The sequence below is a fragment of the Paenibacillus agaridevorans genome, assembly GCF_003112455.1.
GTDB lineage: Bacteria > Bacillota > Bacilli > Paenibacillales > Paenibacillaceae > Pristimantibacillus > Pristimantibacillus agaridevorans.
The window spans coordinates 1-19,840 of the sequence record NZ_BDQX01000163.1; the positions used below are offsets into that span (position 1 = coordinate 1).

The window sequence follows — 19,840 nt, forward strand, 5'->3', positions numbered from 1 at the left end:
CGTTAGATTTTCAATATCGCGAAAATGCTGCAAATAGAGGCTCTGAGGTCCGTTAGCGAAAGCAATACGTTTCAGCTCCGTTACACACAATGAATCGACAGCCTCATACTGTCCGTTAGCGACAGTTCCGAAAACCTCATCGAGCCGAAGAAACTTTTACGCCGCATCGTTCACCATTCAGCTTTTTGGCCAACTTATGTGCTTCAAAGGTTTGCTACGGCAAAGCATCACGCTAGCCTCCCCCCGCTAACAACAAAGCTGCCCCAAGATCACATTTGACCTCGGGGCAGCCTCTTATCCGTTTGTTTGCTACTGTCGGCATAAAACACATTTGGAATTTCGATTTTTTAGGTTGTTAGTCTATCTTATCAAGCATGCTGTCCTAACGTTGCTCATCCGTCACCTGTTTCTCTCCACCAAATTAATGCCGATGCCCATAAACAGCACGGTGACTAAAAGCAGCTTCGCAATTGGCAAATACAGCTCGGTCCAGCCGAAGTCGTGCATGGAGATCCCAAGCATGGCATCCATGGCATGCGACAGCGGGAATAGTTGCGCAAAGGCTTGAAGGATCGCGTTATCGAATACGCCCGGCGGCATGTATGCTCCGCTGATAAGGGGAATAACCGGAATGATCGATGGATAGACCATGTTGAATTTCTCCGGCGTGCGGGTAATTCCCGTGAACAATATGGCCATAGCCACGACCGATACGACGTAGAGGAGCGATACGGCCAGCAGCTCGCCATAGCGGTCGCCGATGGCGAATCCGAATCCGAAACGAAGGATCGCAAGCACAAGAACGACCTGAATGAAGCCAATAATCGTGCTGTATGTCAGATGGCCCATGTACATGGCGGTTTTGCTCAGAGGCGAAAGCACCATCCGATCCCAGATGCCCGATGTCTTCTCAGCGTTGATCGCGTTGATCTTGAAGCCGATCGTGAACATGACGACGAACAAGGCGAACGCAAAGGTCAACTGGAGACCCATATTATAGGATTCAACGCTCCCCCCATCGGGGGAGGCGAGCTCCATAGTCAGCGGAGGATTCTCCAGGTAGCGCAAGACGTCTTCGCGAAAGCCGCTCGGACTGCCGGCAGCTTCCATGGCGGAGCGAATCTGCAGTTCCTCCTTGTAGACGCTCGCCACTTGGCTCTCCAGAAGCTGGACGTTGTAATCGTTCACGGAAGCCAGGATGCGAAAGTCATCGGCCATTAAGCGTACGGCTGCCGCCGACCGCCCTTCCTGCACATTCTTTCTGACTTCTTCTTCTTCCAACATGCGGAACACGAACGCTTCGCTTTCGTTCAATCGGGCAACAAGCAGAGAGGCTTGCTCTTCCGGCATTCCGGCATCGGAGAATACGTCAACCTTCAAGCTGCCTCCGTTGCTCGAGCCGAAGAGGAGGACGGCCAAAACGCTAAGCACGATAAATAACATGAGAACGTAGGGCGAGCGTCTTTCCTTCATCCATTGCGATAACATGACGGCCGACATCAGATCCGCCCCTTTCTCGGAAACATGGCGATTCCGACGATGATAGCCGCTACGGAAAAGATCAGCAGCAATACCGTAGACTTATATAGATCAGGCACGATACCTTGTTGGATCCAGTCCGTGTATGCCGCCAGCGCCATCCCGTTCGGCGTCCATTCGCCGATCCCGCGCATCCAGTCCGGAAGCACGTACACCGGCACGAATCCGCCGCCCAGCGTACCGAACACCATGACGACGATCATCATCAAACCGCTGGCCGAATCCTCTTTCAACCGGAACGTAACCGATGTAAAGATGGTGGCTAAACCCGCCATTCCGATGCAATAAACCGTCACGAGCGCCGAAACGCCAAGCCAGAATGACAGCGATTCGCCAGGGAATAAGTTCAATACAAAGTGGCAAACAAGAAAGGCGATAACAGCCTGCAGCATCGTCATACAGAAGGTAGACATCGCCTTCCCCGCAACATACTGAACGGGCCGTGCTCCTGACAGCAAGATACGCTGGAATACATGTTCCCTCTTCTCCGTCATCGCCTTGGTCGCCGTCGTCATTGCCATAAACATGGAGAACAGGACGCTCATGGACAGCGTAAAATATTGACTGGACGTAATGACGCGGAAACCTTCTACCTGTTCGATTCCGCCAATTGGTGCAAGGGCTGTGTCGACTCCTCCCGTTGGCACGAAACCAGAAGCCTTCGTAACGGTATCGATAGCCATGGAGAAATTGAGCGAGCGGTAATAATCACCAAGCACGTCGCGAAGAACGTCCAGCTCCATGGAGGTTTCCTCGGCTGTTATCCGAAGCGGCACGGTCTCCTCTTGCCCCAGCAGCATGCCGCCAAGACCCGATTGCGTGTATCCAGCCGGTATCGTCACGATGGCTGTCCATTTTCCGTTCTCAAGCTGACCGAGCGCCGCTGCCGCATCTGTCTCCACGACCTCTGCGATGCCCCGGAACTCCTCGCTGTCCAACAATCCTCTCAGAAGCAAAACTGGATTCAAGTCATCCGCCGCCGCCGCGAGAGCAGCGATCTCCCCTTCCGTCCTGCCTGATCCGCCCAGCGATTCCTTAAACGCCGCAATTCCGCTCGCTGCATCATCCTCTACCACAAAACCGATCTTCATATGAATGGAAGGCGTCTCGTTGCCGAACCAGTTCGGTAACGCAAAGCTCATCACGAAGATGAGAACAAGCGGCATAAGGATGGCGATCAGTAATTCCTTTCGATCTCGCCAGTAGGTCAGAAAATCTTTCCGAAAAAAAATACCCATCTCTCTTCCCCCTCAATCCCGGAGCTTCCGGCCCGTAAGGTGGAGGAAAACATCCTCCAAGCTCGGAGAGTGGACATGCAAGTTAAGAATCTGCACCTTATGTCGATCCGCCGTTCCCACTACCTCGGACAAAATATTGGTTTGTTTGGCCACGATCAGCTTTACCCCGTCTCCGGTCTCTTCCGCTTGTCTCACCGATTCAAGACTTTTAAGCTCATGGACGAAACCCGGGCTTGGAGCGCTCATCTTTACATAGAGAGTATCCTCACCGGACAGGATGCGTCCCAGTTCATTATGCGTGCCGGATGCGATAATCTGTCCATGGTCCATAATGTAGACGCGGCTGCACAGCTGTTCGACCTCTTCCATATAATGGCTCGTATACAGGACGGTCGTTCCTTTCTCGCGGTTCAAGAGGCGTACAGTATCCAAAATATGATTGCGGGACTGCGGGTCGATGCCCACAGTCGGCTCATCCATAATAACGAGCTTGGGATCGTGCAGCAGCGCCGCCGCAATATTAATGCGCCGTTTCATCCCGCCCGAGAACGTCCGGATCAGTTCCTTTTGGCGCTCGCGGAGACCTACCATCTCCAGCACCTCCTGCATCTTCGTCTCCAGCAGCTTTCCCTTGAGCCCGTAGATTCGGCCAAAAAACTTCAAGTTCTCATAGGCGCTTAACTCCGCGTACAATGCGATCTCCTGAGGCACGACGCCAAGCGTCCGGCGGATCATGGCGGGATTTTTCAGCACGCTTTGTCCGTTCAGACGAACATCGCCGAAGGTCGGCTTCAATAAGGAAGCGATCATCGAGATCATCGTCGATTTGCCCGCTCCGTTCGGCCCGAGCAGCCCGACGGCCTCTCCTTCCTCCAGATAAATGCTGGCGCCGTCCACCGCCGTTTTTCCTTTAAACGTTTTGCCAAGCTCCACTGTTTCCAGCATGGGTTGCCCTCCATTTCGATCCACTAAGTCTTTCTGTATCGCCTTGATCTAATTGTAATAGAAAAAAGACAGTACGATCACTGTCTTCAGTCACTCATCGGGAAGGCAACCATGACTTCCGTCATTTTATTTGCAGCGACGCTTACACAATGCCATGACGAATCGCATAGATGGCAAGCTGCGTCCGGTCGCGGAGATCCAGCTTGTCCATGATGCCGCTGATATGGTTCTTGACCGTCCCGACGGATAGTCCGAGCTCCTCGGCAATTTCCTTATTGCTCCTGCCTTCGCCTACCAGCCTAGTGATGGCAAGCTCTCTGGGCGTAATCGACGCATCGACCGAAGGCTCCTTCGCGTCGCCGAGCAGCCTTGGGATCAGCTTCGCCGCCACATTTTCTTGCAGCGACAAACCGCCGGACAAGCAGCTGCGGATAGAGCGAACCAACGCCTCCGGCTCCGCATCCTTCAGCATGTAGCCGTGCGCTCCGCACTTCATCGCTTCTAAAGCGTATTCGTCGTCGTTAAAGGTCGTCAGCATCAGCACCTTGCAGCGAGGCCAGCGGGAACGAATGCTTCGGAGCGCCTCGAGTCCCGACATCTCCGGCATCTGGATATCGAGCACGGCCACATCGAAAGCCTGTTTCTCGCACAGGGCTACGGCTTCCTTCCCGTTTCCCGCCTCCCCTGTTACGATCATCTCGGGATCTGTTTCCATCATCATTTTCAGACCTTGACGCACCATGGCTTGATCCTCGGCTATTAAAATACGTATCACATTATTCGCCCTCCCTGTCAACCAACGTATAAGAGGTTGTTCAAAAAGTCCGATTCCCATTACGAAGTATGCCTAGAAGCTTACTCGACATCGAATATTGAACGCAACCGAACCTTCCGGTGCTCACGTAGCTCTGCTACGCTCCGCTCCTCAGTTTCTAGTTGCCTTCAATCTTCTCGGTACTGATAACCGAACTTTTTGAACTCAAACTATAAGTGCCTCTTACAATAAACACTTCCGCGAATGAGGAAACCTCGAGCTGCCCGCCCGTCTCCTTGATACGTTCACGCATGCCGCGCAGCCCGAAGCCTTCGAAGAAGGCACCGCCCTGCTTCACGGGATTCGTAACCTCGAAGCGGAATACGCTCCCTCCGCCCGGCGCTTCGAAGCTGATCTTCGCTTCCCTGCCGACCCCATGCCGCATGGCGTTGGTGAGCGCCTCCTGAAGCGCCCGGTAGATCGCGATGGATTGGGCCGGAACAAGCGGCGCCGTCAAAGCGCCGTCCTTGACCGTAAATTCGATGCGCATCAAGCTTTCGGCCTCCAATTTGCGCAGCAGTCGGAGAATCGCGGCCAGGCCTCCGCCCTCCTCTTCGTTTAATGTTTTTACAGCGCTTCTCGTCTCCTCCAAACTTTCTTTGGCCAGCACCTTAAGTTCTGCCAGCATCTCCTTCGATTCCGCTTCCGCGGACAACCGGTGCATCTCGATCTGCATCATCAGCGCCGTCAGCTTATGGCCAACGGAGTCATGGATTTCACGCGCCACTTGCGTTCGTTCATCCTGCCGAGCTTCCTCCTCGCTCGTCGCCAGCCTGCGCTTCATCAACCTGTATTCGCTTAACAGCGCCTCGCTCCTCGCCGTTGCTTCGTCGCGCTCCCCGATCATCGTACCGGCCAGATTGGCGACAATGCCGAACGCAATGGCGAATAGGAGTAGGAACAGCGGCGGATAACCAGGCTCCCCCAGTATGGCAGGCGCGGCAGCTCCCGCCAGAGAGAACGCCCCGACGATTACGGCATAACCACCGGGTAACCGATAGGCAGCTTTGCCGGCCAGCAAAGCGAACACTAGAAGCGGGTAAGGTTTATGGCCTTGCCCGTCGGATGGCCATAATGCAATGGCTGCAAACACTGCGGCACCGCACAGAAGCGCCGTTAACGCCGCTGGTTTTCTCCGCAATAACGGCGCCGCGAAATAGGCTGCAAGCAGCAGCGCAGAGAACAACATGCGCCTCGCCGACTCATCCCCATCGGCATTTTCCTGAAGCACTGCCAGCAATAATGCCGCGGACAAAAGAACAAACCATAACCAAAACGAACGCATTCGCCAAGTCTCCCCTGCATCTTAGTAATGCCGTTACCAAGTTCCGTTCCACAAGCATCACCAAATTATACCGAATCGAATTACGAGCGTCCAACGATCTCGGAATCGTTTTCGAATTGAACAATTTATTTCGAAAACGTCCGTTCGACTTATAGTTCTTAAGAACTATTCACGAAATGTCGAATTATGCCGAATAATCGCCTATACATAAAGAAAGAGGTGGCCATCTTGTCAAAACTGCGCAAGCTGTCGCTGGCTATGAAATTCACGTTAGTCGTCTGGGTTATGCTGGTACTTGTGCTCGGGTCGAATCTGTATATTAATCTGGGCGAGCTTGAGAAACAAAGCATCGAAAAGGGGGAACTGGAGGCCAAAACGGCAGGGGTGCAATACGCCACGGATCTTCAAATTACGATGTCGAGCATGAGCGCGATGCTGAAGTCGCTGTCCGACCTGCTCGCCATTTCGCGGGAAGACCAGTCGGTATCGCGGGAAGAAACGATCGCGCTTCTCCATCATGTTCTGGAGAGCCGGCCAGAGCTTTTTGCCATCTATACGTTATGGGAGCCGAACGCCTTCGACGGCAACGATGCCCTCAATCGGAACAAAGCGGCATATGACGATGCAACGGGCAGATTCCTTCCTTACCTTGTCAAGAAGAATGATAGCATTCACTTGGAGCCGCTTGTCGATTATGACAAGCCTGGCACTGGCGATTATTATTTGATCCCGAAAGCCAGCAAAAAACTGTCGTATATAGAACCGTATACTTATCAGATCGCAGGTAAAGAGGAACAAATTATGTCGATCGTCGAACCTATCCTGGACACTGACGGGAACTTTGTCGGCATAATCGGCATCGATTTATCGCTAGAGCAGCTTCAGGAAGAAGCGTTGAAATATACGCCAATGGAAGGCTACGTGTCCCTGCTCACGGACAAAGGCATCTATGCCGCCAATCCCAACGATCCGGCATCCGTAATGAAAGGCTACGGGGATAATCCCCAGAAGGCGGCGCTATGGCAGCAAGTGAAGGAAGGTTTGAGCTTAAAGGGATATACGCCGAATTCGAAGGGAGTCGATGTGTTACGCCTATTCGAGCCCATCACGCTGCCAGGCTCCGAGCAAACTTGGTATGCCGTCTCCTCCATCTCGAAGTCCGTCATTATGTCCCACTATTACGAGTCTCGCACGACAGCTCTGGCAACCGCACTGGCGGGCATACTGGTTTTGGCGCTGATCATGACGATTTTGGTCCGAATGATGGTAACCCGGCCGCTCAAGACATTATCCGGCAAGCTGCTTCTAATGGCGCAGGGCGACCTGACCCAGCGGATGGAGGTTAAATCCGGCGACGAGATCGGAGTGATGAGCGGATACTTCAACGATATGACGGAGAAGCTGCGCGACATGTTCCGCTTGGTCTCCGACTTGTCCATGGCTGTAGGAGCGACCTCGCAGCAGTTGACGGCGAGCGCGGAACAGACCAGCCATGCCGCCCAGAACGTAGCCGAATCGATCGGCCGAATTGCCGACGGCGCCGTCACGCAGAATGAACACGCCATCGAATCCTCGCGAATTATGGAAGAGATGACGATCGCCGCCGAACGCATCGCAGGATCCTCATCATCCGTCTCGACTTCGGCCGACGATGTAACGGCACAGACGCGGACGGGCAGCGTTGCCTTGCAGGACGCCGTCTCGGAGATGGAAATCGTCGTTCGTTCCGCAGAAGAGACAGAGGCGGCTATCCGGAGACTTGAGGAGCGTTCCGTCCAGATTGGCGGCATGATCGACGCCATTACGGCTATCAGCACGCAAACCAATCTGCTCGCGTTAAACGCGGCAATCGAAGCGTCCCGCGTTGGCGAGCATGGTCGAGGCTTCGCCGTCGTCGCCGGCGAAATCCGCAAGCTTGCGGATGGAACCCGCAAGGCTGCGGACGAAGTCACGCAGCTTGTCGCGGCCGTTCGTACCGATACCGATAATGCTTCCAGAATAATGGCCGCAGGAAATGCGAATGTACAAAATAGTCTCGCCAGCATTACGAACAGTCAGCGCCTATTCGGTCGTATTCTGACGGAGATGACTTCCGTCAATGTTCAGATTCAGGAGGTATCGGCGGCGGCGGAAGAGCTGTCCGCAAGCACCGGGCAGATCGCGGAAAACATGAACGGACTGTCCGGGCTCGCATCCGAAGCTGCCGCCGGTTCGCAAGGCGTTGCCGCCGCATCCGAGGAGCAACTTGCTTCCATGGAAGAAATATCGGCTTCCTCTGCTCAGCTAAGCAACATGGTCGAAGAATTGCTGGAAAGGTTGTCAAAGTTCAAAATTTAACGATTCGTCAGACCAACAAGGCGCCCGAAGCGATGTATTCGCTCGGACGCCTTGTTTATTTTGCTTTGGTAAAGTTGTGTTCGCATATTTACATACATACTGTATGTATGTTAGATTAAAAATATTCCAATACCAAAGGAGACTTAAAACAATGAGAGTTGCAAGCTTATATCCCGTTTTACTTACAGTAAATGTAGAGGAAACAGCGAAGTTTTACTGCGAGCACTTCGGATTCGGAATCGTGTTCGAGTCCGAATGGTACGTCAGCTTGCGAATCGAGGGAACGGGTCCCGCCTTCGAGCTTGCCATTCTCGAGCCTAGTCACGGCACAATCCCGGAAGGTTTCCGCAAGTCGACGCAAGGCCTTATTTTGAATATCGAAGTCGATGATGTAGACCTGGAATACGAGCGTCTCATTCGGCAAGCGGGGCTGCCGGTCGAGCTCGATATTCGGGACGAAGCTTTCGGCCAGCGCCACTTCATCACGCGCGACCCCAACGGCGTCCTGATCGACGTTATTACCAACATTCCTCCAGCCGAGAATTATGCGGATCACTATAAGAATTGAAGCTTCGATCCGGGAAGCGCAAAATGATAGTTGTGAATATCCCGCAAGGAGGCTTCCTAACCGATGAGAAGAACGAAGGAGCATTCGCAAGAGACGGCGGACAAGCTGCTTGACATCGCCAGAATACGGTTTACGGAACACGGCTACGCCAAGGCGTCGCTAGAGGAGATCGTCGCCGAAGCTGGCATGACGAGAGGAGCGTTATATCATCATTACGGGAACAAGCTCGGTTTGTTCAAGGCGGTTGTGTCGGCCGTGCAAGCGGAGCTTGGCGAGAAAGTAGAGCGCGAAGCTTCGCGAAGCGATGATCCGCTTGAGCAGCTGATTCTCGGCTGCAAGGCATTTGTGGAGGCGGCTGTTTCTCCTTCCGCCCTGCGCATTCTCCTGCTGGACGGACCTGCCGTGTTAGGGTGGGAAACTTGGAGGCGCTTGGACGAAGAGAACGCGATGCGGCATCTTCGCGAGCAGCTCGAGATTTTACAGGAGCACGGGTATTATTCCGGGCTTTCTCCAGCCGCCATGACCCGCTTCCTGTCCGGAGCGCTTAATGAATCCGCGTTATGGATTGCGGAGCGCCCTAACGAGCCGGAAGCGCTGGAAGAAACGATGGCCGTTATTCTGCATATGCTGAAGCGGCGTTAACCTTACGGTCTTTCCGATAGACGACCGGAATTTCCTTTTATGTTAATCCCGATTTTCGTGGACGCGATCGATAAGCGATTGCAAATGCTCCAATTGACGAATGCGCGAAATCGCGTCGTACAGATTCCATCTGCTCTCCTCGACCACAAACGCGAGTCCGCGCCGCACTGCCGGAATGCTTAGCCACAGGTCGCTCCGGAGCATTTGCTCCGTTGTTTCGCGAGACGATGAATTCTCCGGCATGGGAATAAACAGGATATCGCCGGCATGTTTGGCGATATCCTGCCGGTCGATCATCAGGTAAGCATCTCCGGCAGCAATCAGCGCCTGGATCCCATCGGTAAGGGACGTCCCATCCACGTTATGCAGCAATTCAGATAAACCTAACCTTCCCATTACGAACCATTTGCGTCCCCTATGGCATATAAATACCGATGCCTTCTCGCCGTTGCTCATACCTTGCTTCCACGCGAACTTCGCATCCTCGAGAAGCAGCGAATACCGATCCATAAAGCTGTCCGCTTCCTCGCCTTTTCCTAGCCACTCGCCCAGTCTCCGCAGTCTCAGCAAAAGGGAATCGTAAGAATTGTACACAATGGTAGGAGCGATAGCGCTGATCTCCCCATAGATGCGTTCATCCATGTTGGACAGAATAATCAAGTCGGGCTCCAATGCCCTTGCTTTGCTTAAGCGAAACGGAATTCCTATATCCTCGATTCCTTCCAGGCCGCCATCCTCTTCCGACAGCCATGAAGTTCCCAGTTCGTATAGATTGCTCCCCACCGGTCTGACGCCAAGCGCCAGCAAATCGCCTAATACTTCTCCGAAATACACAATGCGTCGGGGACTCAGCGGTATACGCACCTCGTGACCGGCATCATCGATAATTTTCTTGCTCCCCCTCATGGATTGCGCATATTGCCTTGGGGCAATTCCCGTGCTCTGGCGAAATCGTCTGCTGAAATAATATTCGTCCTCGAAGCCGACCTTTTTCGCGATTTCCCGAAGAGGGTCTCCCGTCGTCACAAGCAGCGTCTTCGCGTGTTTTATGCGAAGCTGATTTAAGAAATCCAGCGGGGCGGATCCCGTCAGCTGCTTTATCATGGATACATATTGACTTTGCGGCATGCCGGCTTGCTCGGCCAAATGTTTGATACTTAGAGGCAGCATATAATGCTCCTCTATAAAAGCGATCGAACGTTCCGCGGAAGGAAGCGCTCCTCCACTCGTTATATGCTCCGAGTTATGCTCTAGCAGCATTCCGATCAAGGTCTGGAACACGAGACGACGGTTGAGCCAATCCATCCCCGGGTTCGCGGAAAATCCGGATTCCGCACCGCTATCGGGCTCCTGCCCCTCTTCGGCAGTCAATTGCCGGGTCAATTTGAGCCCGCGAGAATAAGGAAACAGTCTCCAATTATAATGAATCGGCCGCAGCGGCTCGCGAAAGACGCTTTCGGAATCCGCGTCTATCATTTTAAAGGTTATCTCATAGAGAAGGACTTCCTCCCCCGAATAGTTGCTAATGTACCATCTTTGTCGAGGCGGCAAAATGAAGCAGCTTTGCTCCAGCGCCGGGATCAGACCGTCATCCGCATACAAGCTGCAGTCGCCGGAAGCAACAAGAAGCAGCGTATAAAATGAGCGGCTCCGCTCCTCCGTCACTTGATCTTCGCGAAGCATCCACTGTCGTGCTTCAAGCATATGAAAGAGCAAAGAGCGAAGCCTCTCCCCGTGAGATCTTGCTTGATCCATCCTACGTCCTCCAGACATGACATGACAATAAAATTGTTATCATTGTAGACGATCGAAAGCCGCTTATCAACCCAACGATAAGCGGCTTCGAATCATAGAAACGGTTTATTCGGACTTCAGCAGCGCCTTCGGCAATTGCTGGATCAACCATTCCCGCGATAGCGCATCGCTATAGGCTTCCAGCAAACCAAACGTATACACATTGCCCTTCTTGACGGCTTCAAGGCCGCTCCACACCTGGCCCTTCTCCAATTCCTTCAACTCGTTCACGGCTTCGCCATCGACTGGCGTGAGCAAAAAGAGATGATCTCCCGCGTACTCCGGAAGCTTTTCGAAGCTGATCTCGACGAAGCCTTGTCCGCCGTCCAACGCTTCTTGCACGAGAGGCGTCGGCTTAAAGCCGCCTTCCGAGTACAAAATTTGCGACAACCCCGTGTTAGCCATGGCAAACAACCGATTGCCCGGATACATGGTAAATACCGTGGCCGTCTCGTCTTCGCCAATTCCGCCGTCCCTGATCGCCTTCCACATCGCCGCTTCTTGCTTATGGTAGGCTTCCAACCATTGCTTGGCTTCTTCTTGCTTGCCAAGGAGCTGCCCCAGCTTCGTCAGACGTTCGTCCAGCGATCCGAAGGTATCGAAAGTCACGGTAGGCGCAACCTTCGCTATCGTCCCGTATTGGGTTTCATCCGAGTTTCCGAAAATGATTAGATCCGGATTCAGTTCCACGGCCTTCTCCACGTTAAACGGGAACCCGACATCCTCGGCATCCTGGAATTGCTTCTCGCTTAAGGTACCCTCGACGGAGCTCAACATAATGCCTACCGGACTAACGCCAAGCGCAGCTAGATCGCCTGTTGTCTCCCCATGGAAGATTACCCGTTGCGGTTGTTTCGGCACTTCGACCGTATGACCGGTCCAGTCTTCGTACGATTGCGTAGCGTCTTGCGACGTTCCGCCGCTGTCCGGCTTAGCGCTCTCTTGCGACGATTCGTTCCCCCCTTTATTCGCTTCTTCTACTTGACCCGTTGCGTTGTTATTGTTTTGTCCTCCGCACGCGGACAGCGCTCCGGTCGTGAGCGCGGCCGCCATCAGGATTGTCAACCATTTTCCTGCCTTTTTCATTTTGTTGCCCTCCATCTGTCTTTTCGTCTGTTTAATGGATAATGATAATCATTATCTATTAATGTATCATACGAAAATCCAAATGCACTCTCAATGGACAAATAAAATCAGGCTTGTTTTTTTGTCCATTTTTCTTCTCTGCGGCTTTAACCCCCAGTAGAAGTATAAAATGTTGCCTCCCATAGTCGATAATCAGTCTCCATTCAACTATGAATACGGATTAAAGCTCCGCAATTTCTTGTTTGGCGTCAACAAGCAGCTTCAGCTTCTGCTCCTCGTCAAGCAAGCACCCTAAGTCAATCTCCCACTTCGCAGCCTCTTTATCGTACGAGACGGAATCGATGACGGGCAATCCGTTCTCCCACTTGGTTTTGGCATAATCCAGGCTTGCGATAAGCACGCTCCGCTCCCCTTTGGGCTGCTGTTGCTGCTTCGTTTTCTTCGATAAAGATAACCCGGGATAGGAGTCGGCCTGAGCTCCCAGCTGCACTTGCAGCAGGTTGCCAACTTGATTTCTGTGCAGATTGCCAACCCATACAGCGGCTCTGAAAGTTTTGTCCGATTCAGGGTCTTCGTTCAACGGTTCGACGACAAGCACGCCCTGCTCGGAATGAGCTACGGCATAACCCACCAACGTTTCGGACACGGAGCCTCCGCAAGCTGCTGTCAACAGCAGTACAACGCCAAGCAGCACGATGCTCATCCAGTTTCTACAATGATTTGGTTTAACCAAATCCGGCACCCCCTCATTTTTTTGTTGCGGTCGTTCTACTACAAATCCGCTGTATTCTCGAATGTATTAGAAGCCTTTTATCCCTTCAGTCCAACTGCCTCCATGCTCCACTTCCATAAACGTTCGGCCGATTCATCGTCTGCCGCTTTGCCCGCAAGGGCTTGAGCTTGTTTCTTGTAGAAGTATTCTCCGCTCGCATCCTTCACCTCCGGACTTAACGCCAGATGCAGCGCCGTCTCCGATCCTTGCTCCGGCGTGAGGAAAAACGGTTTGAGCAAAACATGCAAGCTCTTTCCGAATCCCGTCTCTCTGCTTACTCCGATGTTGGTGGCGACCGCGCCGGGATGAAGCGAATTAACCGTCGTCGTCGTACCGGCCAGCCTCTTCGCGAGCGACCTTGCGAACAGGATATTGGCAAGCTTCGATTGTCCGTAGCCCTTGGCGACATTGAATCCTTTCGTCAGATTGAAATCGTCGAAGTTCAGTCGCCCAGCCTTGTACGCGCCGGACGCCACGACGACGATCCTTCCTTGCTTCGCTGCCTTGATTCTGTCAAGTAGAAGCATCGTAAACAAAAAATGTCCCAGATGATTGATTCCGATCATGGATTCGAAGCCGTCCTTCGTCAGCGTCCGCTTTAGACTGACGACGCCCGCATTGTTGACAAGCACGTCCAGCGCGTCGCCGCGGCTGTTAAATTCCGCTGCAAACCTGCGAATATCGGCGAAGGAACCCAGATCGCACAACATAAGCTCCGCCGTATCGCCGCCCGCCGCATCCCGCACTTTCGCCAGAGCTTCCTTGCCTCTTGCCTCGCTGCGGCATACCATCACGACGCGCATGCCCGCCTTGGCAAGCCCGATTGAAGTAGCCAGACCCATCCCCGAATTCGCGCCCGTCACCATCGCCAGCTTACGACTCATTCCGGCACCTCCGATTCTCTTAATTTCTATCTATTGTAAGCGTATTGACTTACAATCCGCAATAATCAGGACTTTACTATCGAAAATATACTTGATATGATATCGATATGATAATTCCTCTATCGAGGCCTTATCACCAAAAAATTCTATTGTGGCAAACTATCGGAGGTGCTTAAATGTTCAAACCAGGGGTAACTGTATGGTACAGTGTCAAGAGCTTGGATCAAACGATTGATTTTTACAAGGAGAAGCTAGGCTTCGAAGTAAACTTCCATGATCCCGACACTGGCATGGCTATGGTCAATACGAACACGAAGGATTGTATCATTGGCTTTTCGGAGGCAGAAGAGGTCGTCCCTTCCACGTCTTCCACCGTATTCGAGGTTTATGACATCGTACATACCAGAGAGTTGCTGGAGCAGCGCGGCGTCCGATTTATCGGCGATACCGAAACGGTGCCAGGCATGGCCAAGCTCGCGACGTTCGTCGATCCGGACGGGCATAATCTGATGTTATCCGAAGAGTTGGAGTCCGCCTGAACACGGAACAACGTATTCTAGGCCTGGCTCAAGAGCTGTCGGGACAATGGACCGTTCCTTTGCTGCTGGAGGTTGAGCCTAGCGGCGGCAGGTTCACTCCGCTGCAAAATCGGCTGCAGATTACGCCAGCACGGCTTAGCGACAATTTAAAGCGGATGGCTGAGCATGGGCTGCTCCGGCACTTGTCGCCGCTGGAACGACGCCACCCCGCCTTGCCTGAATATGTGTTGACCGAAAAGGGATTACTGCTGCGGGATGCGGCCAAAGCCGTTCAATCCGCCGAAGGCATGCTGGGATACGGTCGACTCTCGGCAAAAGCCTGGAATCTTCCGCTTCTGCTCGCTCTTCATTACGAGCATACGAGGTTCCAGGATATCCGATTCGCTTTGGGCCAGGTCACGCCTCGCATGCTGTCGGGACGGCTGGACGAGCTGCAGCTGATCGGCGCGGTGGACAAGTCCATTGCGGAGCTGCCCCGTCCGGCATATATTTACTTGCTCCATCAGGATTCGAAGCCGCCCGTCCGGCGTTTGGCAGCCGATCTATCGTCCCTCTTGTAGCGACACAGGCGACGTTAATTGCACGATCCGAGCCGCATTTTGCTCCGTTCCGACCAAATAATTTCAACGATCAACGATTCATCTGCTGCTCCGCTATGTATAACAATGCTGCATTGTATCTAACGACGACAAAAAAACCGCGGAATCCGCGGTTTTTCTTCTGCATTTATTAAAATGTCATTAAGCTCTCAGAGACTTCAAAGCGCCGCTCCATGCCACGACTTGGTCCAGCATCGCGTTGACATTAGTCAGATGAAGGTCAGCCGGTTTGAAGACGGAGTAGTTTTCGAAGTCTGTGAACAGCGACAGTGTCGGATGAACGCGTACGTCAGCGACCGACAGCTCGCCCAGAATGCCGCGAAGGTGCTCTGCAGCACGCGCTCCGCCAGTGGAGCCATAGCTGACGATGCCTGCAGCTTTGTCATTCCATGCCTCGCGAGCAGAATCCACAGCGTTTTTAAGCGAGCCAGTAATGCTATGATTGTATTCCTGTACGATAAATACAAAGCCGTCCAAGCTGCTCAGCTTGGCATTCCAAGCCGCCAAGCCCGGCTCTTCGCCTGTACCCTCGCCGAGGAAAGGAAGATTGTATTCTGCGATGTCCACGATTTCGTAAGAAGCGTCGCCGCGTCCATCCGCTATGCCTTTAACCCATTCTCCAACCTGTGGACTTACACGTCCTTGACGCGTGCTGCCCAGAATAATACCGATATTCAAATTCGACATTTCTTTACCTCCTGAATTTAAGTTAGTTAATAACTATATAATACTTAGTTAGTATAACTCTTTTAGTAGCGAAAGGGAAGTATGTAATTTAAAATTATCCGATTCCTAAACATGCCAACTGTTCAAGGAATAAAAAGATTGGACTATTGCCTAAGTCACACAGATCTGGCGACCAGCTGAGCTGACGGCGCACATATTGGCATCATCATCGCGCGTATTGGCTCCATTACAACCTAATCATGTTTTCCTATACAACAAAAAAAGCCAGCCCAATATTTCGACTGACCCTAATTGTTCATAAGCATGTCTTGGTGCGCCTATATAACCGCACCTGACCAGGAAAGCTCCGTACAGCGCCAAGGCTAAAAAATCGTTGGCACCATGCCGCCGTCCATGCGAATCGGCGAACCCCTGAATGCGGCTGCATACGGACTGCAGAGAAAGGCAGCAAGTCTGCCGATCTCATGTGGACGTATAAATCGTCGCAGCTCGGATTGGGGCAGGCTGGACTCCATAAATTGCCGCTCCTTTGCCGCGAATGTTAAGCCCTTCTCCGAATAGAGGCCATTAACGATGCCTTCCACGTTCTCCGAAAGCGTCGGTCCAGGCAAAATACTGTTTACCGTTACCTCTGTTCCTGCCGTCAGTTTCGACAAGCTTCTGGACAAGGACAGAAGCATCGTTTTGGTCATGGCATACTGGGGCATATGACCTGCCGGCATAACGGCCTCCTCGCTTCCGATAAAGATCAGCCGTCCGAAATTGTTAGCAACCATTTTAGGCAAATAAAATTTGGACAAGCCGTTCGCAGCCAAGACATTTGTACGGAAGTATCTCTCCCATACCTCGTCTTGCACGTCGGCGTAGTTCATCATTTCATAAATCCCCATGTTGTTGATTAAAATATCCACATGAGGAAAAGCTTCGAACAACCGCTCCCTCTGCCCGCTATCGACCAGATCGGCCGCGGCATTGCGCGGGTTCGTATCCGGGTAACGTTCCTTCAGTTCCCGGACGACACTTTCAGCTTCATCCGCATTCCGACCGTTTACGTATATATGCACGCCTTCCTTGGCAAGCTCAAACGCGATCGCTTTCCCGATCCCTTTGGTGGATCCCGTTACCAACGCCGTTCTATTCGCCAGCCCCATCTCCATATCACATGTCTCCTTTTTTTCGGTCTATGTAATAGGTTACCTTGTTCGAGGCGAAGGGTAACTAGCATGATGCGTCAATGTTCTTGCGAAACGCGCCAATATGCCGGCGTAACGCCCTCCCAGCCACGGAAAGCGCGATAGAATGAGTTTTGGTCCTCGTATCCGACTAGGAAGGCGACCTCCTTAATATCCAGCATATCATTCGCCAGGTAGTGCAGAGCCTGTTCATGCCTGGACTGCGACAACAGCACCTTGAAACTTGTAGCCTCTCGTACAAGACGCCGCTGGAGCGTTCGTTCGCTCATGCCCAGCTCTTTGGCGACGGCTCTCATCTCGGGTCTTCCACTTGAAAGCATACCCTTTATTATATATTTCACCGCATTGCTGATGGTGCGGACGGTATTACGCTGGTCTAATGCGTCCTCCAGCACGGGAGTCAAGATTTCCAACAACTCTTCGTTGTAAGAAAGGAAGGGAAGATCCAGATCGCTCCGCCGAAGAGTCAGACGATTGTACGGTGCGCCGGTCCGTATTCTACAGCCAAAATAAGCTTCCAACGCTTCCACGTCGTCACCCATGTCTTCTGTAAACTCAACACTCTTCGCCGTTAAATGACGGCCTGTTCCCCGGCGACCAAGCTCCATCAGGCATGCCAGCGTAATCCCTGCCAAGACGGGCGGCCCGCTCTTAAAGGTTTGCTGCCATCCAAGCTCGATCCTGCATATATCCCCTTCTTCATGGATAGTCAGACTCTCGGGAGGACATAGCTGCTTGTACTTGGTCATTCGATTTAGAGCATCCCGGAAGTCGCGGGCGTGATAAGTAGCTAAGACGGATGGCGGATACTTTGCCGTCTCGAAAGCTGTTGCCAGACCAATGATTGCCTGGGCGGTACTGCCCGCAAGCTCCGCAAACGCCCGCCAAATCGCGAAATAATGCGAAGCGGACACCTCGGCACCAGTAATTTCGTCCAGTTGAAGTCCCGTTTGCCTGGCAATATCCCCAGGCTGTATCCCCATTTGGCGAATGCTTCCCCATAATCCAAGCGGCACCTTCACGCGGTCAGAAGTAAACGTCATGTTCCCTGAGAACCCCCCTTTTGCAACAGTGTGATACTGTTTGTTTTACATAGCAATTGTTTTAATTTGCCGGCGCATCCTCCGCTCCTACCGGCAGTCGCACCTGGAATTTTGTACGAATGACGTTGCTGTCCGCCGTTATCCTCCCCTGATGCTGCTTCACGATATTGCGCGCGATGAACAGACCGAGCCCCGTGCTACCCTCATGATAGGTTCGAGCCTTGTCGCTCGTATAGAACATGTCGAAAATATAGGGCAGATCCTCCGGCGCAATAAAGTCGCCGTAGTTCGTAATCTCGACGACAACCTCTTCGCCCTCCAGTCGGCCATGGATGTCGATAAATTGGCCGCCGCCGCCATAATGGACGGCGTTGCTGATCAGATTCTCGAATACCCGGGCCAGAAGCTCTCCATCGCCTTGAATGACAAGGGAAGGAGCCACATCCATTCTCGCGGTCAATCCGCGGTTCTCCAGCTGTGGATAAAATTCTTCGCTCATCTGATGCAGCAGCTCGCTCAGATCCATGGGATTGCGAACGATATCGAGCTTTCCGTAGTTCATGCGCGTCACTTCGAACAATTCATCGATCAGATGCTCCAGACGCTGAGACTTGGAATAGGCAATCATCGCATAATGTTGAATCTGCGCCTGCGGCAAGTCCCCGTTTTTTAGAATAAAATCCAAATAACCGATCACCGAAGTGAGCGGCGTGCGAAGATCATGCGCCAAATTCAATACTAGCTGCTCCTTGCTGCTCTCGGCGGCATCCCCCCGCTCCTGCGCTTCCATCAGCTTCTCTCCAGCCAGATTAATATCCCGCGCGATATCGCCGAATTCATCCGTCGAAGCAATATGGACCTTTGCATCGAACTGCCCCGCCGCAAGAGAACGAATGCCTCCGGATATGTCGTGGAAGTAACGAGCGTACCGCTTCGTCAGCAAGAAAAAAAACCAGACCGCCAACGGGATAAAGAAGATCAGGAAGAAGTTGACGTCACCGACCTGGCGGATGAAATACCGGATCTTGGTCGACGGGTCTTCTATTTTGGTCGTATAGTAATAAAGCTGGGAGACTCTGTAGATCGCGAAGGTGATCGCGGCCGCGAATCCCATGCTGAGTCCGAATAGCAGCAGCATTCTGAACCTGAAGCTTCGGAGTACGTTACCCATGGAATGAATACCCTACTCCCCATATGGTTTTGATCAGCTTGTTCTTGTTGGTATCCTCGCCCAACTTCTTGCGCAGAGTGCGAATATGTACCATAACGGTATTATTGCCTTCGTAATAAACCTCGCCCCATACATGCCGGAAAATATGCTCCGAGCTAAACACCTTCTTGGGATGGCTAGCCAATAGATGAAGAATGTCAAATTCCTTAGGTGTTAAGTTGACGGGACGTCCGTCCACAACAACCCTTCGTTCGTCTGGATGGATGACGACGCCACCGGCCCCGACTACGGGCTTCTCGGCTGCTTCGACCTTGCTGAACTGAAGCGACCTTCTCAAATGTGCGTTTACCCGGGCAACAAGCTCCATGGGGTTAAACGGCTTCGTCATATAATCGTCGGCCCCTTGAACGAGGCCTGTTATTTTATCGAGATCGGAGCTCTTTGCGCTCAGGAAGATGATGGGCATATGATGACGATCCCGAATATGTTTGGTCACCTCATAACCGTCCAGCTTCGGCATCATAATATCCAAAATCGCCAGATCGATCCGATGCTTGACGACTGCCTCCACGGCAGCCTGCCCATCCGCCGCCTTGATGCAGCTGTATCCTTCCTTCGACAGATGCATCTCCACCAGATCCGCGATCTCCGTGTCGTCGTCCGCGATCAATATCGTAATGGCTTTCAATTACTTGCCCTCCTAT

19 protein-coding genes are annotated in these 19,840 nt (G+C 52.6%); 5 read left to right on the forward strand and 14 right to left on the reverse strand.

Going from position 1 to position 19,840, the window contains the following annotated elements; genetic code table 11:
* Positions 1-399 precede the first annotated feature (399 nt).
* The 5 genes from PAT3040_RS14085 to PAT3040_RS14105 form a co-directional block, all read right to left on the reverse strand.
* Positions 400-1,500, reverse strand: a complete 1,101-nt coding sequence (locus PAT3040_RS14085) for an ABC transporter permease (RefSeq protein ID WP_108993234.1) — start codon at positions 1,498-1,500, stop codon at positions 400-402.
* Entirely contained in the window at positions 1,500-2,777 is a 1,278-nt protein-coding gene (locus PAT3040_RS14090) for an ABC transporter permease (protein WP_108993235.1), read from the reverse strand. The genes PAT3040_RS14085 and PAT3040_RS14090 overlap by 1 nt, the downstream gene beginning before the upstream one ends.
* Positions 2,778-2,789: 12 nt before the next feature.
* Complete coding sequence (locus PAT3040_RS14095; RefSeq protein WP_108993236.1) at positions 2,790-3,722, reverse strand: ABC transporter ATP-binding protein; 933 nt, start codon at positions 3,720-3,722, stop codon at positions 2,790-2,792.
* A gap of 142 nt (positions 3,723-3,864) precedes the next feature.
* Complete coding sequence (locus PAT3040_RS14100) at positions 3,865-4,497, reverse strand: response regulator (protein WP_087570177.1); 633 nt, start codon at positions 4,495-4,497, stop codon at positions 3,865-3,867.
* Between the two features lie 157 nt (positions 4,498-4,654).
* Complete coding sequence (locus PAT3040_RS14105) at positions 4,655-5,821, reverse strand: sensor histidine kinase (protein ID WP_108993237.1); 1,167 nt, start codon at positions 5,819-5,821, stop codon at positions 4,655-4,657.
* A 228-nt stretch (positions 5,822-6,049) separates the two neighbouring features.
* On the opposite strand from PAT3040_RS14105, the gene PAT3040_RS14110 reads away from it, so the two are divergent.
* From PAT3040_RS14110 to PAT3040_RS14120, 3 genes are all read left to right on the forward strand, one after another.
* The gene (locus PAT3040_RS14110) at positions 6,050-8,158 is read left to right on the forward strand and encodes a methyl-accepting chemotaxis protein (RefSeq protein WP_181376610.1); all 2,109 of its coding nucleotides are present in this window, start codon (positions 6,050-6,052) and stop codon (positions 8,156-8,158) included.
* Positions 8,159-8,309: 151 nt separating this feature from the next.
* On the forward strand, positions 8,310-8,726 hold the full coding sequence (locus tag PAT3040_RS14115; protein ID WP_108993239.1) for a VOC family protein: 417 nt from the start codon (positions 8,310-8,312) through the stop codon (positions 8,724-8,726).
* A gap of 63 nt (positions 8,727-8,789) precedes the next feature.
* Entirely contained in the window at positions 8,790-9,368 is a 579-nt protein-coding gene (locus tag PAT3040_RS14120; RefSeq protein ID WP_108993240.1) for a TetR/AcrR family transcriptional regulator, read from the forward strand.
* Between the two features lie 42 nt (positions 9,369-9,410).
* Here the strand turns inward: PAT3040_RS14120 and PAT3040_RS14125 are convergent, their stop codons facing one another.
* From PAT3040_RS14125 to PAT3040_RS14140, 4 genes are all read right to left on the reverse strand, one after another.
* Positions 9,411-11,123 carry a helix-turn-helix domain-containing protein gene (locus tag PAT3040_RS14125; RefSeq protein WP_181376611.1) on the reverse strand — a complete coding sequence of 571 codons (1,713 nt, stop codon included), beginning with the start codon at positions 11,121-11,123 and terminating at the stop codon, positions 9,411-9,413.
* 105 nt (positions 11,124-11,228) lie between these two features.
* Positions 11,229-12,248 (reverse strand): ABC transporter substrate-binding protein, encoded by a 1,020-nt coding sequence (locus tag PAT3040_RS14130; protein WP_108993242.1) that lies wholly within the window; start codon positions 12,246-12,248, stop codon positions 11,229-11,231.
* Positions 12,249-12,468: 220 nt separating this feature from the next.
* Complete coding sequence (locus tag PAT3040_RS14135; protein WP_108993243.1) at positions 12,469-12,981, reverse strand: hypothetical protein; 513 nt, start codon at positions 12,979-12,981, stop codon at positions 12,469-12,471.
* A gap of 77 nt (positions 12,982-13,058) precedes the next feature.
* On the reverse strand, positions 13,059-13,904 hold the full coding sequence (locus PAT3040_RS14140) for an SDR family oxidoreductase (RefSeq protein ID WP_108993244.1): 846 nt from the start codon (positions 13,902-13,904) through the stop codon (positions 13,059-13,061).
* 176 nt (positions 13,905-14,080) lie between these two features.
* Between PAT3040_RS14140 and PAT3040_RS14145 the strand changes: the two genes are divergently transcribed.
* Together PAT3040_RS14145 and PAT3040_RS14150 are read left to right on the forward strand one after the other, a co-directional pair.
* A complete protein-coding gene (locus PAT3040_RS14145; protein WP_087570168.1) occupies positions 14,081-14,443 on the forward strand; it encodes a VOC family protein in 363 nt (120 codons plus the stop codon).
* A gap of 35 nt (positions 14,444-14,478) precedes the next feature.
* Positions 14,479-15,003 (forward strand): winged helix-turn-helix transcriptional regulator, encoded by a 525-nt coding sequence (locus PAT3040_RS14150; protein ID WP_256975873.1) that lies wholly within the window; start codon positions 14,479-14,481, stop codon positions 15,001-15,003.
* A 180-nt stretch (positions 15,004-15,183) separates the two neighbouring features.
* On the opposite strand, the gene PAT3040_RS14155 is transcribed toward PAT3040_RS14150, so the two are convergent.
* The 5 genes from PAT3040_RS14155 to PAT3040_RS14175 all read right to left on the reverse strand — a co-directional run bounded on the left by PAT3040_RS14155 (position 15,184) and on the right by PAT3040_RS14175 (position 19,824).
* Positions 15,184-15,729, reverse strand: a complete 546-nt coding sequence (locus tag PAT3040_RS14155) for an NADPH-dependent FMN reductase (RefSeq protein ID WP_108993245.1) — start codon at positions 15,727-15,729, stop codon at positions 15,184-15,186.
* Positions 15,730-16,091: 362 nt separating this feature from the next.
* Complete coding sequence (locus PAT3040_RS14160; RefSeq protein ID WP_108993246.1) at positions 16,092-16,886, reverse strand: SDR family NAD(P)-dependent oxidoreductase; 795 nt, start codon at positions 16,884-16,886, stop codon at positions 16,092-16,094.
* Between the two features lie 74 nt (positions 16,887-16,960).
* On the reverse strand, positions 16,961-17,965 hold the full coding sequence (locus PAT3040_RS14165) for an AraC family transcriptional regulator (RefSeq protein WP_258234973.1): 1,005 nt from the start codon (positions 17,963-17,965) through the stop codon (positions 16,961-16,963).
* A gap of 61 nt (positions 17,966-18,026) precedes the next feature.
* Positions 18,027-19,136, reverse strand: a complete 1,110-nt coding sequence (locus tag PAT3040_RS14170) for a HAMP domain-containing sensor histidine kinase (protein WP_108993247.1) — start codon at positions 19,134-19,136, stop codon at positions 18,027-18,029.
* Positions 19,129-19,824, reverse strand: a complete 696-nt coding sequence (locus PAT3040_RS14175) for a response regulator transcription factor (RefSeq protein ID WP_108993248.1) — start codon at positions 19,822-19,824, stop codon at positions 19,129-19,131. The genes PAT3040_RS14170 and PAT3040_RS14175 overlap by 8 nt, the downstream gene beginning before the upstream one ends.
* Positions 19,825-19,840 lie beyond the last annotated feature (16 nt).

Excerpts from the sequence above, each read along its gene's own strand:
- PAT3040_RS14095 (WP_108993236.1), bottom strand. The coding sequence starts at position 3,722 with ATGCTGGAAACAGTGGAGCTTGGCAAAACGTTTAAAGGAAAAACGGCG.
- PAT3040_RS14140 (WP_108993244.1), bottom strand. The coding sequence starts at position 13,904 with ATGAGTCGTAAGCTGGCGATGGTGACGGGCGCGAATTCGGGGATGGGT.
- PAT3040_RS14160 (WP_108993246.1), bottom strand. The coding sequence starts at position 16,886 with ATGGAGATGGGGCTGGCGAATAGAACGGCGTTGGTAACGGGATCCACC.
- PAT3040_RS14085 (WP_108993234.1), bottom strand. The coding sequence starts at position 1,500 with ATGTCGGCCGTCATGTTATCGCAATGGATGAAGGAAAGACGCTCGCCC.
- PAT3040_RS14155 (WP_108993245.1), bottom strand. The coding sequence starts at position 15,729 with ATGTCGAATTTGAATATCGGTATTATTCTGGGCAGCACGCGTCAAGGA.
- PAT3040_RS14115 (WP_108993239.1), top strand. The coding sequence starts at position 8,310 with ATGAGAGTTGCAAGCTTATATCCCGTTTTACTTACAGTAAATGTAGAG.
- PAT3040_RS14130 (WP_108993242.1), bottom strand. The coding sequence starts at position 12,248 with ATGAAAAAGGCAGGAAAATGGTTGACAATCCTGATGGCGGCCGCGCTC.
- PAT3040_RS14170 (WP_108993247.1), bottom strand. The coding sequence starts at position 19,136 with ATGGGTAACGTACTCCGAAGCTTCAGGTTCAGAATGCTGCTGCTATTC.
- PAT3040_RS14105 (WP_108993237.1), bottom strand. The coding sequence starts at position 5,821 with ATGCGTTCGTTTTGGTTATGGTTTGTTCTTTTGTCCGCGGCATTATTG.
- PAT3040_RS14090 (WP_108993235.1), bottom strand. The coding sequence starts at position 2,777 with ATGGGTATTTTTTTTCGGAAAGATTTTCTGACCTACTGGCGAGATCGA.
- PAT3040_RS14125 (WP_181376611.1), bottom strand. The coding sequence starts at position 11,123 with ATGGATCAAGCAAGATCTCACGGGGAGAGGCTTCGCTCTTTGCTCTTT.
- PAT3040_RS14145 (WP_087570168.1), top strand. The coding sequence starts at position 14,081 with ATGTTCAAACCAGGGGTAACTGTATGGTACAGTGTCAAGAGCTTGGAT.
- PAT3040_RS14165 (WP_258234973.1), bottom strand. The coding sequence starts at position 17,965 with ATGACGTTTACTTCTGACCGCGTGAAGGTGCCGCTTGGATTATGGGGA.
- PAT3040_RS14120 (WP_108993240.1), top strand. The coding sequence starts at position 8,790 with ATGAGAAGAACGAAGGAGCATTCGCAAGAGACGGCGGACAAGCTGCTT.